We start from the raw sequence: 12,459 nt of genomic DNA, 5'->3' as shown, positions 1-12,459 counted from the left end.
ACCCATGTCGAAACGTATCGAGGTCAACGACCTGAACTGCTACTACGGCAAATTCAAGGCCGTGGAAGACGTCAGCATGACCATTCAGCCACGCTCGGTGACGGCCTTCATCGGGCCGTCCGGCTGCGGAAAGTCGACCTTTCTGCGCACCCTGAACCGCATGCACGAGGTGATTCCCGGCGCCTACGTCGAGGGTGAGGTGCTGGTCGACGGCAACAATCTGTACGGGCCCGGGGTCGACCCGGTGAACGTGAGGCGCCAGGTGGGCATGGTGTTCCAGCGGCCCAACCCGTTCCCCACCATGTCGATCAAAGACAACGTGCTGGCCGGCTACCGGCTGAACGCCGAGCGCCTGAAGTCGAAAGACGCCGACGAGCTGCTGGAGAAGTCATTGCGCGGCGCCAACCTGTGGGAAGAGGTGAAGAACCGGCTCGACAAGCCCGGCTCCGGCCTCTCGGGCGGGCAGCAGCAGCGGCTGTGCATCGCTCGCGCCATCGCCATGCAGCCCGAGGTGCTGCTGATGGACGAGCCGTGCTCGGCCCTCGACCCGATCTCGACCCTGGCCGTCGAAGACCTGGTGCAGGAACTGAAAGAGACCTACACGATCGTGATCGTCACCCACAACATGCAGCAGGCGGCGCGGGTGTCGGACGAGACCGCATTCTTCAACATCGCCGGCACCGGGGCGCCCGGCAAGCTGATCGAGATGGGCCCGACCGAGAAGATTTTCTCCACCCCCGACGAACAGGCCACCGAGGACTACATCACCGGACGCTTCGGCTGAGCACTCAGCGGCGCTGGCTAGAATCGGCGGAGTGAGCAGCGCAGGATGGTATCCCGACCCGGGCGGCCAGCCTGGCATGTACCGCTACTGGACCGGATCGTCGTGGTCTGCCGCGATCACCAACAACCCGACGCAGGCGCCGCCGGTCGGCGGCATCGGCGGCATCGGCGGCCCGGGGCATTCCACCGGCCAGCAGCAGCACAATCCCGACCAGCGCCGTTCGCAGACCGGCTGGTGGTTGGTGGTCGGCGTGATCGTCATGGTGCTGGCCGTGCTGGCCTGGTTCGCCTTTCGCAATCTGGGGGGCCTGCTGGGCGGCAGCTCCTCCGCCGGGTCGAACCCCACTCAGAACGTGTGCCCCAAACAGGTGGCCACCACGGCGACCTCGGCGGCGACCTCGGCGGACGGCCGGGTGCATGGCGGTGCGCTGTCGTACCCGCAACTCGGCAGCCCGTGGTCGGAACCCGCCCCCGAGATCCGGGTGCCGTTCGGGCGTGACGTGCTGGTGCAGGCCGTCACCATCGAGCCCAACTACAAGGACAACAACAGTTGGGTGGCCTCGGTGCTGGTCGGCGAACTGGTCGCCGGAGACGGCTTCTTCAGCCCTCAGCAGGGCTCCGAGATCGTGGTCAAGTGCATCATGGGCGTCTTCTACGACGACGCCGAGGTGGTGCGCGACGACAAGGTGAACAAGGCCACCAAGGTCGACGGCAAGGACGCCTGGCTGGTCGAGACGCACCTGAGCTTCGACATTCCCAACCTGCAGGCCAAGGGCGAGCTGGCGATCATTCTTATCGTCGCCACCAAGGCCGAGTCGTCGAGCATCTTCTACGCCTCGATTCCCGACAACGCCGACCCGCAACTGGTCACCGACGCCAGAGCGGCCATGGCCGACCTGAAGGTCGAGAGCTGACGGCTGGTCAGCGACAGGGCACGAGCCCCTGCTCGATCTTCATGGTGAGCACCCTGATCGCCGCCTGACGCACCTGGCCGGCCACAACCTCACTGCCTTTCGCGGCGGTCACGATGCCGCCCACGAAGGCCGTGGCCCGGGCGGGCGCCACGGTGATGGCAATGTCACCGCCGGCCTTCACGAATCCGATGCCCCGCTGCCTGGCGGGTACTGCCGCCATCGACCGGGCCGCCCCGAGGTCGTCCGAGATCACCACACCGTCGAAGTGCAGCGTGCTGCGCAGCAGTCCGACGACGGCGGCTGAGAACACGGCCGGCTTCTTGGCGTCGATCCTGGTGTAGGTGACCGTCGACACCATGATGCTCGGCACGTTCGCCTCGACCGCGCCTTCGAACGGCAGCAGGTAGGGGTCGTCGGCGGTGGTGAGGGTGTCTTTCACGCCCGCGGTGAAGTCGGTGTTGCCGACCACACGGCCGATGCCCGGAAAATGCTTGGCCGAAGTGGCCACTCCCGCCTCGCTCATGCCGCGGATGAACGCCGTCACCTTGCCGCGCACCGTCGCCGGCGACGACCCGTAGCCGCGGTTGAGCGCCCCGATCGGACGGTTGCGCGCGGCCATGGTGCCGGGCACCACGTCGGCCACCGGGGCGAGCGTCCAGGTGACGCCGGCCGCGGCCAACTGACGCCCCCAGCGGGTCGCCTTCGCCCGCAGGACGGCGTTGCTCCAGCCGGCCTGCACCTCGGCCGACGGCATGGTGTCGAACCCCTTGCCCTTGAGCCGTTGCACCAGCCCACCCTCTTGATCGACGGCGACCAGCAACGGCAGTTTCTGGCCCTTCCAGGCGAGCCGGGCGGTGAGCTTGCGCACGCCGCTGACGCCGTCGGCGTGCTGGCCCAGCAGAATCACCGAGCCGATCTTGTGCGCCTTCAGCACGGCCAGCTCGGACGGCGACGCGCTGCTGACCCCGACCATCACCAACTGCCCGGCCCGCTCGGCCAGCGACAGGTCGTCCACGATCGCGGTGGCGCAGGAGCGCGAGGACGGCGCGGACGCGCTCGAGGTCGACGTCGGGCTGGGCGCCATGGCGGTGGGTGACGTGATGGGTGCCGGGGCGGTGGGGCTCGGTGCCGGCGTGCACGCGGCCAGCAGGCCGATCGCCACCAGCGCGGCGGCCCGCCTCACAGCTTCAGCGCCAGCAGCGCGTTCTCGACCACCTCGGTGAGGGCGGGGTGAATCCAGTACTGGCCGCGGGCCATGCTGGGCACGTCCAGGTCGAACGACATGGCCTGAATCAGCGGCTGAATCATGGTGGCCGCCTGCGGCCCCAGCAGATGTGCACCGAGCAGCTTCTTGCTGCGCGGGTCGGCGATCAGCTTCACGAAGTGGGCGTCGTCCTCCATCGCCCAGCCGTAGGCGACGTCGCCGTAGCGCTGGGTGGCGGTCACGAAAGGGCGTCCGGACTGCTCGGCCTGCTGCTCGGTCAGCCCCACCGAGGCGACCTGCGGGTCGCTGAACACCGCGTGCGGAATGAACCGGTGGTCGGCGCTGCGCATCCGCCGCGGGTGCAGCAGGTTGTGCTGCACCACCCGGGCCTCGTGGTTGGCCACGTGCTTGAGCTGGCTGGGCGAGCAGATGTCGCCGAGGGCGAAGATGCCCTTCACCGAGGTCTGCTGGTGGTCGTCGACGACCACCAGCCCGTCGGGGTGGGTGGCCACCCCGGTGGCGGGCAGGTCGAGCAGGTCGGAGTTCGGCACCCGGCCCCGGGCGATCAGCACCCGCTCGGTCTCGAAGTCGTAGTGAATGCCGTCGGGGTCGACGCTCTCGACCATCACGGTGCCACGTTCGGTGCGTTCCAGCCCCACCACGCTCTGCTTCAGCCGCACGTTGACCCGCTGGGCGAGCTGGTCGGTGAACGCCTGGGCGATGTCGGCGTCCTCGTTGCGCAGCAGCACTTCCGATCGCTGCAGCAGCGTGACCTCGGTGCCGAAGCTGGCGAAGACATGGGCGAACTCGGCCGCAACGAATCCGCCGCCGATGATCACCAGCGATCGGGGCAGGGCGTCCAGCCGCATGATGTCGTCGGAGGTGTGCACCCGCTCGGCGACGCCCGGGTCGTCCAGGCCCGGCAGTTGCGGCAACTGGGGCCGCGAGCCGGCCGCCAGCACGATCGTGTCGGCGGTGATCGTCTCGTCGCCGATCAGCAGTTGCTTGGGGCCGGTGAACTGCGCCGCCTCGCGATACAGCGTGACGTTGGGGCTGTCGCGCCGCCAGGCCTCGCCGCCCGCGCTGATCGGGTCGATGCGGCCGAAGACGCGGTCGCGCATGGCGGGCCAGTCGACCGCGCCCAGGCTGAGCCCCACACCGAGCTGCCGGGCATGGTCGACCGACGCCGCCAGATCGGCGGGGTGGACGTACATCTTGGTCGGTATGCAGCCCGCGTTGAGGCAGGTGCCGCCGAAGCGTGCCCCCGCGTCGACCAGCGCGACCTGCTGATCGCCGAACTGGTCGTCGATGATGCTGTTGCCCGAGCCCGAGCCGATCACACACAGATCGAAGTGGCGCATGCAGCGATTGTGTCACCACCGTGTGACACGCGGGCCACAGCAGCGCCACCTCGGGCTTCGTCGGCCGCGCAAGACGCATATGCGCGGTCTCGGCACGCTCGACCGGCGAAAATCAGCGCTTCGCTAGATGCCCGCGTAGGAGTGCAGACCCGAGACCAGCAGGTTGATGCCCACGAAGTTGAACCAGAAGCAGACCAGACCGACGATCGCCACCACGGCCGCCCGCTTGCCGCGCCAGCCCGCGGTTGCCCGGGCGTGCAGGTAGCCGGCGTAGACCACCCAGGTGACCAGCGACCAGGTCTCTTTCGGGTCCCAGCCCCAGAACCGTCCCCAGGCGTACTCGGCCCACACTGCGCCGGCGGCGATGGCGAAGGTCCACAGCGGAAAAGCGAACGCGTGAAACCTGTACGCGAGTTCGTCGATCCGCTCGGGCGAAGGCAGCTTGGCCAGGTAGCCCCGCACCTTGTCGCGACGCACGGCCCGGGCCTTCATCAGGTAGAGGATCGAGAACAGCCCGCCCAGGTTGAAGGCGGCACCGGCCACCGCCGCGGCCACGATGTGAACCACGAACCACACCGAGTGCAGGGCCGGCACCAGCGGCGCCACCGCCACGTACAGCACCGTGACGGCCAGCCCCTGGCCGATCACCACCAACAGGGTCACCGGCAGCCCGAGCCAGCGCACGCCGCGAAACGCCAGCACCAGAAATCCGGTGACGATGAACAGCATCGCGGCGGTGACGAACTCGTACATATTGCCCCAGGGCATCCGCTGCGCGGCGATGCCCCGGCAGATCACGCCGGTCAGATGCAGCACCCAGGCGACCAGCACCAGGCCCAACCCCATGCGTCCGAACATGTCGATCCGAATGCGAGCGGCGGTGTCACCGGCAGACGCCGTGTCACCGGCAGACGCCGTGTCACCGGCAGACGCGGTTGCGGTCACCTCGCCGGCCGGCGACGCGGCCCCGCTGCCCACCAACACCGCGGCCGGAGCCGCCTCGGGCTGCAGCGTGCGCGCGGCCGCCCACTCGGCGGCGAAGGCGGCCAGGGCCAGCAGGTAGACCACCACCGAAGTCACCATCGCCAGGTTCGACCAGTACTCGGCCATCAGTTCTCCTCGTCGCTTTGCGGTGAGCCTGCGCCGTCGGGGGGCACCTGCGCAAGCCCCAGTCCGTCGGCGATCAGGGTGATTTCGTCGTGCAGCCCGCCCCGGCCCTCGGTGCGGTCGAGCCCGGCCACCTCGACCCCCTGCTCGGTCACCTTGACCCACACCCGGCGAGGGCGGACGAACAGCGACAGGCACAGCCCCGCCACTGCCACCAGCACCGAACCGAACACCAGCCACAGCCCCGGCGTGCTCGACACCTGCAGGCTCACCCAGCGCTTCCAGTCGTTGAACTGAATCGTCGAGCCGTCCGGCAGCTTGTAGCTCTGACCGGGCTCGAGGGTGAACCGCAACGGCTTGCCGTCGACGGTGAACTGGGTCAGGCCGGTGGTGTCGAGGGAGTAGACGTTCTCGGGCACGCCGGTCGCCTCTTTGGGCAGCCCGTGCCAGGCGTTCAGCAGTAGCAGCGGGTTCAGCGCGTCGGGAAAGGCGGAGGCCCCGCCATTATCGGTGTCGACCGCGGTGGGCAGGAACAACGCCTCGAACGCCAGCCGCTCCGGACGGGCGAACGGCGCCTTGACCACCCCGACGGACTGGAAATTGCCGTCCTGCGGCAGCAGGATCACCGGCCCCTCGAACGCGACCCGGCCCTGGGCGTCCTTCACCGTGACGTCGACGGCGTAGCCGTGCCCGACCAGGTGGACGGTGCTGCCGCCCAGCACCAGTGGATGGTTCACCTCCAGCGTCTGATCGGTGCTGACCCCGTTCAGGGTCGTGGTGGTGTTGGCCCGGAACAAGCGTGCCGCGCCCCGCTGCACCGGGCCGGTCTCGAATTTGGCCTCGAACGAGTCGAGCTTCACGGTGAACGGCACCAGTTGCGAGGCCCGGAACATGCCGCCCGCGGTGAAATCGTCGAACTGGGTCAGGGTGTTGCTGAACGATTGCCCCTCGACCACGGCCACGGTGCCCTTGTAGCCGAACAGAGCGCCCCAGGCCACCCCACACAGCAGAAACACCAGCGAGACGTGAAACACCAGGTTGCCCAGTTCGCGCAGGTAGCCGCGCTCGGCACTGACCGAATCGTCGAACCGGCGCACCCGAAAGCGTCGCCCCCGCAGCACCCGCTCGGCCCGGTCGAGCGCGTCGTCGCCCGCCGCCGCGAAGGCCAGGTGCGCGGGCAGCCGGCCCAGATTGCGCGGCGTGCGCGGCGGCTCGGCGCGCAACCCGCGCAGGTAGACGGCGATGCGGGGAATGATGCAGCCCACTAGCGACACGAACAACAGCAGGTAGATGGCCGCGAACCAGGGCGAGGCGTACACGTCGAACAGGCCGATCGCGTCATAGAAGCCGCCCAACTGCGGGTTGTTGGCGATGAACTCACTCACCCGCACCGGCGAAGTCGGACGCTGCGGCAGCAGCGAACCGGGAATGGCCCCGAGCGCCAGCGCGAACAACAGCACCAGCGCGGTGCGCATCGAGGTGAGTTGGGTCCACAGCCAGCGCAGGGTCTCCGACCAACGCAGCCCGCCCGCCCGCCGCTGCGGGGGGACCTCGGCCCCGGTCTCGGCGTCCGCGGTCTCAGCGTCGATCAGGTACTTATCGGCAGGCATCAGATCACCGTTCCGAAGGAGGCGGCCCACTGCCGCAGCGAGGCCATCAGGGCATCCCAGCCACCGGTGATCAGCAGCACCCCGACGGCGATCATCATCAAGCCGCCGGCCACCTGCAACGTCCGGTGATGCCGGCGCACGAACGCCACGGTGCCGCCGAACCGGTCGAGCGCCAGCCCGGCCACCAGAAACGGCAGGCCCAGGCCCAGTGCGTAGGCCAGCGCCAGCACCGCGCCGCGCAGCGCAGTGGCCTCGTTGAGGGCCAGAGTGAGCACCACCTGCAGCGCAGGCCCGATGCAGGGCGTCCAGCCGAGCGCGAACACCACCCCCAGCAGAGGTGCCGCGGCCAGGCCCACCCGCGGCCGCAGGTTGAGCCGCACGGTGCTGTTCAGAAACGGCACCCAGCCGGCGAACACCAGGCCCAGCGCGATGGCCAGCACGCCGCCGATCAGGTTCAGGGTGCCGCGCCACCGCATGAGGGTGGTGCCCAGCGTGCCGAACAGCACCCCGCCCGACACGAAGACGATCGCGAAGCCGGCCACGAACAGCATGGTGCCGGCCAGCACCCGGCCGCGCTGCTGCCCCGACTGCAACTGGGCGGCGCTGAGCCCGCTGGCGTAGCTCAGGTAGCCGGGCAGCAGCGGCAGCACGCAGGGCGAGAAGAACGACACCAGGCCGGCCAGCACGGCCACGGGGACGGCCAGCGCCATTGATCCGCCGATGGCTTCGCGGGCCCAGTCGCCGATCTCAAAAGCGATCATCAGCGGCCCGCCGCCACGTCTTCGATCAGCCCGACCAGGGTGGACTCGGTGGTCTCGCCGAGCACCCGGGCGGCGATGCGGCCCTGGGCGTCGACGATCAGCGTGCTCGGAATCGAGCTGGGCGGCAGTTCGCCGGCGAACCGCAGCACCAGCTCGCCGGCCGGGTCGAACAGGTTCGGGTAGGGCACCTCGAACTCGCGGACGAAGGCCTGCGCCTGCGGCTTGCCGCTGTCGCGGGTGTTCAGCCCGACGAACTGGGCGGTCTGCGCGGTGCGGTTCGCTGCCCGCACCAGCGCGGGCGCCTCCTTGATGCAGGGTGGGCACCACGAGCCCCACACGTTGTAGACGATCACCTTGCCGCTGACCGAGGTGCTGCTCCACGGCTCGCCCTCAAGGGTGGTGCCGTCGATCTGCGGTGCCGCCACCCGCTGCTCCACCGCAATGGTGCTGATCGTGCCGTCGCCGCTGACGAAGCCGCCGTCGCTGCTCACCGACCCGGTGCACCCGCTCAGCGCGAGCACCGCGACGACGAGCAGGACGGCCAGCCGGCGCATCACGAACCGGGGCGGAACAGCACCGCCGACTTGGCCGGCACCAGGTCGGCGGCCGGCTCGGCGTAGTCGACGGCGACGATGCGGTCGTCGATCAGGGTGAACGAGGTGACGCTGGCCAGTCGGCATTCGCGCTTGCGCGGATCGTGCACCAGCGATCGTCCCTCGGCCGCGAGCCGCGAGATCCAGATCGGCAGCTCGTGCATCACGACCACCGCCTGGCCGCCGTCACCGGCGGCCACCGCCGCATCGGTCATCGCGGCCCGCACCCGGGCGACGATCGACGGGTACGGCTCGCCCCACGAGGGCCGCAGTGGGTTGCGCAATTGCCACAGGTTCTTCGGCAACAGCAGCTTCTCGTTGTACCTGCCGAAGTTCGTGCCCTCGAAGTAGTTGGCGGCCTCGATCACCCGCTCGTCGGTCACCACCTCGATATCGGGGTGGTTGGCGGCGATCGGGGCCATCGTCTCGCGGGCCCGCTGCAGCGGCGAGCAGCGCAGGTGGGTGAGCGGAACCTCGGCGAAGTGCTCGCCCAGGCGCTGCGCCATGGCCCGGCCGACCTCGCTCAGCCCGAAGCCGGGCAGCCGTCCGTACAGGATTCCGTCAGGATTGTGCACCTTGCCGTGGCGTACCAGATGAACGACGGATTGCATGGTGTCGGGTCGGCCTTTCGCTTGCTCGGCCTCCAACAATACGGGACGCCCCCGGCTCAGCCGGCCAGCGCGGCCCGTAACTGCTGCTCGTCGAGAAACCAGATGGCGAGCCGGCGATCGTCCACGAACGTCACCGGCACATGATCGGCGTGTTGGGCCAGCGCCGGGTCGGCATCGACGTCGCGAACGGCCAGGCCAGCACCCAGATCGGCGCAGACCCGCCTCGCCAGCGCCACGGCATCGTCGCACAGGTGACAACCGTCGCGCACGACGATCGTCACCCGCGGGCCGGGCATCGGCCGGTTTTACTTGCCGGCGCGGCGACGCTGAATGCGCGTCTTCTTCAGCAGCTTGCGGTGCTTCTTCTTCGCCATCCGCTTGCGGCGCTTCTTGATGACCGAACCCACGCTCTGACCTCTCGATGTCGGCCCACGGCGGGCCGGGTATACCTCGTTGCTGTGCGGGGCACGCCGCCCCGGTAGATCTGGCTGGGCATCCAGCCAACCCCGAAAGCTTACCGAGTGGTGGTTGGGCTTGTCGAAACCGCGCCATGACCCGCGCGCGGTCGGCTCAACCCGGATGCAGCGGTGCCGAGCGCGGATCGAGCGGAACCACCAGCGGCGTCGCGGTGACCGGGTCGTCGATCACCAGCGCCCGCAGGCCGAAGACCTCCTCGATGCACTCCACGGTGATTACCTGGTGCGGACTTCCTGCCGCAACCACCGTGCCGTCCTTCATCACGATCAGGTGCGAGGCGTAGCGGGCCGCCTGGTTCAGGTCGTGCAGCACCGCGACGACGGTCTTGCCCGAATCGTGGAAGGTGCGCAACAACTCCATCAGCTCGAACTGGTGGGCGATGTCGAGAAAGGTGGTCGGTTCGTCGAGCAGCATCACCGGCGTCTGCTGAGCCAGCAGCATGGCCACCCAGACCCGTTGCCGCTGCCCCCCGGAAAGCTCCTCGACCAGCCGTCCGGACAGTTCGGTCAGCCGGGTGACGGCCAGGGCATCGCGGACGGCGGCCTCATCGGCCTGGGTCCAGTGCTGGAACATCGAGTGGTACGGGGCGCGCCCGCGGGCGACCAGGTCGGCCACCCGAATGCCGTCGGGCGCCAGGGAGCTCTGCGGCAGCAGGCCGAGCTCGCGGGCCAGTTCCTTTGACCGGATGGCCTGCAGCGAGGTCCCGTCCAGCAGCACCTGCCCGGCAGCGGGCGCCAGCACTCGGGCGAAGGCGCGCAGCAGGGTGGACTTGCCGCAGCCGTTGGGGCCGATGATCGCGGTGAACGAGCCGTCGGGAATGCCGACGGTCAGGTTCTGCGAAACGATCGCCCGGTCATAGCCGATCGTCGCCTCCCGGGCGAGCAATCGAGGGGTGCTGGCCGAATCTGTCACCGTGGCACTCCTGCCTGAATGCGGGCTTCGCGGATGAGCAGCCAGATCAGGTAGATCCCGCCCACGCAGACCGTGAGCAGCCCGACCGGGATCGACCGATAGACCGACGAGATGTACTGGGCGAGCAGGTGTGCCGCACTGAGCAGCATCGCCCCCATGGCCGCCGCGGTCAGCAGGCTGACGCCGGGCGTCCGGGCGATCCGGCGGGCGAGTTGAGGTGCGACCAGGGCGATGAAGCCGATCGGGCCGGCCGCCGCCGTGACCAGGGCGGTGGTGGCGACCCCCACGACCAACAGTGCCAGGCGGGTACGCCCCACAGCGACGCCCTGGGTGGCCGCCGCGTCGTCACCCAGTTCGAGCGTGCGCAGCCCCGCCGCCAGCAGCCCGCAGCCGGCGACGATCGCCGCTGCCACCGCCAGCGAAGGCATCAGGCTCGACCAGGAAACTCTGCTGAGCGAACCCGCACCCCAAAAGCCCACCTGCAGGGCGTCGCGAATATCGGCTCGGGTGATCAGGTAGGTGTTGACCGAACCGAGTATCGACGCAACGGCAATGCCGACGATGATCAGCCGGAAGCCCTGCAGGCCGCGCCGGTACGCGAGCAGATAGACCGCCAGCGCGGTGAGCAGGCCGCCGAGCATCGAGGCGACCGCGATCGTCCAATGGCTCTGGGCCCGGAACACCAGCATCATCACGACCACGGCGGTGTACGAACCGGAATCGAAGCCGATCACGTCCGGCGATCCCAATGGGTTGCGGGTCAACGACTGGAAGATGGCACCGCCGATGCCGAGCATCGCGCCGAAGAACACGGCCGCGATCACGATCGGCAGCCGCCACTCGACGACCACCTTGGCTGCGAAACCTCCGCGGCGGCCGAGCAGGGCGTTTGCGACGTCGGCAACGGTGAGCGGGTAGTCCCCGAAGAACACCGCCCCTAGTGCCAGCAGCACCGCCGTGCCGAACAGAGCCAGCGTGGTGAGCGCCGAGCGCAACCCGATGCGCCCCGAGACCGCGGGGTTTCGCAGGGTGATGGCGCGGTAGCCGAAGTTCACCGCGGCGCGTCCAGTCACAGTCCGCTCGCCTTCCGGCGCCGGACCAGCGCGATCAGCACCGGCCCGCCGACCACCGCCGTCACGATGCCGACCTCCATCTCGCCGGGCCGGGCGATGATCCGCCCCACCACGTCGGAGACCAATACCAGCACGGGCGCGGCGACCGCGCTGCAGGCGACGATCCAGCGCTGGTCGGGGCCGACGAACCAGCGCACCACGTGCGGAACCATCAAACCGACGAACACGATGCCGGGAGCCAACGCGGCCGCAACCCCGGCGAGCAGGGTGACCGAGACCAGTCCGAGCAACCGGGTGCGAACCACGTTGGCACCCAGCGCCGTGGCGAGATCGTCGCCCAGCGCCAAGGAGTTGAGTGCAGTGGACAGCAGCAGAGCTAGGGCCAGTCCGGCGAGCAGAAAGGGCAACACGGTGGCGATGTCGTCGAGGCCGGCGCGGGTGATGGAGCCGGCCCCCCAACTGTTCACTGCCCGGAAGGTCTCTTGGTCGATCAGGGCGAGAAACGTCGACGCCCCGCCCAGTACCGCGCTGAGCGCGACACCGGCGAGCACCAGGGTGATCGCCGAGACGCCACGTCCGGCCGAACCGATGACGTAGACCAGCACCGTTGCGGCGGCGGCACCGGCGAACGATAGCCAGATGAACCGGTCGATGCTGGTCACTCCAAACAACCCGATGCCGACGGTGATCGCGAAACCGGCACCGGCGTCGACACCGAGAATGCCCGGGTCGGCCAACGGGTTACGGGTCAGCGCCTGGATCAGCGCGCCCGAGACGCCGAGCGCGGCACCGACGACGATGCCAACGACCGTCCGCGGAATGCGCTGGGTCCAGACGATGATCGAAGCGTCGGCTTCGCTTGGGTGGACGAGCCCTCGCCACACCTCGGCCGGTGGCAGCAGGTTGGCCCCCACCGCGAGGCTCACAGCGATGGCCCCCACCAGGGCGACCCCCAAAACGGCGAGTCCGACCGTGCGCCGAGCCGGCAGACCGGGCATCGCGGGCGATGCCGGCCCGTTCGGGGCGAGCACGGTCGGACTCGTTGTCATGGAC

General features: G+C 69.2%; 14 protein-coding genes. 2 read left to right on the top strand and 12 right to left on the bottom strand.

Translation table 11 applies throughout. The features are described 5' to 3' along the window. Positions 1–4 precede the first annotated feature (4 nt). Entirely contained in the window at positions 5–784 is a 780-nt protein-coding gene (pstB, locus tag QM721_RS03730) for a phosphate ABC transporter ATP-binding protein PstB (protein WP_415119113.1), read from the top strand. Between the two features lie 31 nt (positions 785–815). Further along, positions 816–1,697 (top strand): DUF2510 domain-containing protein, encoded by an 882-nt coding sequence (locus QM721_RS03725; RefSeq protein ID WP_415119111.1) that lies wholly within the window; start codon positions 816–818, stop codon positions 1,695–1,697. Positions 1,698–1,704: 7 nt separating this feature from the next. On the opposite strand, the gene QM721_RS03720 is transcribed toward QM721_RS03725, so the two are convergent. The 12 genes from QM721_RS03720 to QM721_RS03665 form a co-directional block, all read right to left on the bottom strand. After that, positions 1,705–2,880 carry a glycoside hydrolase family 3 N-terminal domain-containing protein gene (locus tag QM721_RS03720; RefSeq protein WP_415119109.1) on the bottom strand — a complete coding sequence of 392 codons (1,176 nt, stop codon included), beginning with the start codon at positions 2,878–2,880 and terminating at the stop codon, positions 1,705–1,707. Then, complete coding sequence (locus QM721_RS03715; protein WP_415119107.1) at positions 2,877–4,262, bottom strand: mycothione reductase; 1,386 nt, start codon at positions 4,260–4,262, stop codon at positions 2,877–2,879. The genes QM721_RS03720 and QM721_RS03715 overlap by 4 nt, the downstream gene beginning before the upstream one ends. A 123-nt stretch (positions 4,263–4,385) precedes the next feature. After that, positions 4,386–5,375, bottom strand: coding sequence for a c-type cytochrome biogenesis protein CcsB (gene ccsB / locus QM721_RS03710; RefSeq protein ID WP_415120104.1), 990 nt, complete (start codon positions 5,373–5,375; stop codon positions 4,386–4,388). Next, positions 5,372–6,979, bottom strand: a complete 1,608-nt coding sequence (locus QM721_RS03705; protein WP_415119105.1) for a cytochrome c biogenesis protein ResB — start codon at positions 6,977–6,979, stop codon at positions 5,372–5,374. Before QM721_RS03705 ends, ccsB begins: the two co-directional genes overlap by 4 nt. After that, the gene (locus QM721_RS03700; RefSeq protein WP_415120102.1) at positions 6,979–7,689 is read right to left on the bottom strand and encodes a cytochrome c biogenesis CcdA family protein; all 711 of its coding nucleotides are present in this window, start codon (positions 7,687–7,689) and stop codon (positions 6,979–6,981) included. The genes QM721_RS03705 and QM721_RS03700 overlap by 1 nt, the downstream gene beginning before the upstream one ends. A gap of 50 nt (positions 7,690–7,739) precedes the next feature. After that, positions 7,740–8,294, bottom strand: coding sequence for a TlpA family protein disulfide reductase (locus QM721_RS03695; RefSeq protein WP_415119103.1), 555 nt, complete (start codon positions 8,292–8,294; stop codon positions 7,740–7,742). Beyond that, positions 8,294–8,944 (bottom strand): histidine phosphatase family protein, encoded by a 651-nt coding sequence (locus QM721_RS03690; RefSeq protein WP_415119101.1) that lies wholly within the window; start codon positions 8,942–8,944, stop codon positions 8,294–8,296. Before QM721_RS03690 ends, QM721_RS03695 begins: the two co-directional genes overlap by 1 nt. Positions 8,945–9,000: 56 nt before the next feature. Next, on the bottom strand, positions 9,001–9,240 hold the full coding sequence (locus QM721_RS03685) for a glutaredoxin family protein (protein ID WP_415119099.1): 240 nt from the start codon (positions 9,238–9,240) through the stop codon (positions 9,001–9,003). 9 nt (positions 9,241–9,249) lie between these two features. Next, complete coding sequence (locus QM721_RS03680; protein WP_002550589.1) at positions 9,250–9,351, bottom strand: 30S ribosomal protein bS22; 102 nt, start codon at positions 9,349–9,351, stop codon at positions 9,250–9,252. Positions 9,352–9,514: 163 nt separating this feature from the next. Further along, positions 9,515–10,333, bottom strand: coding sequence for an ABC transporter ATP-binding protein (locus QM721_RS03675; RefSeq protein WP_415119097.1), 819 nt, complete (start codon positions 10,331–10,333; stop codon positions 9,515–9,517). Further along, entirely contained in the window at positions 10,330–11,406 is a 1,077-nt protein-coding gene (locus QM721_RS03670; RefSeq protein ID WP_415119095.1) for a FecCD family ABC transporter permease, read from the bottom strand. The genes QM721_RS03675 and QM721_RS03670 overlap by 4 nt, the downstream gene beginning before the upstream one ends. Next, the gene (locus tag QM721_RS03665; RefSeq protein WP_415119093.1) at positions 11,403–12,455 is read right to left on the bottom strand and encodes a FecCD family ABC transporter permease; all 1,053 of its coding nucleotides are present in this window, start codon (positions 12,453–12,455) and stop codon (positions 11,403–11,405) included. The genes QM721_RS03670 and QM721_RS03665 overlap by 4 nt, the downstream gene beginning before the upstream one ends. Positions 12,456–12,459: the final 4 nt, after the last annotated feature.

This window comes from Micropruina sp. (assembly GCF_047602085.1).
GTDB lineage: Bacteria > Actinomycetota > Actinomycetes > Propionibacteriales > Propionibacteriaceae > Micropruina.
Note: the sequence above shows the minus strand (reverse complement) of the source record. Positions and strands in the feature narration are given on the sequence as shown.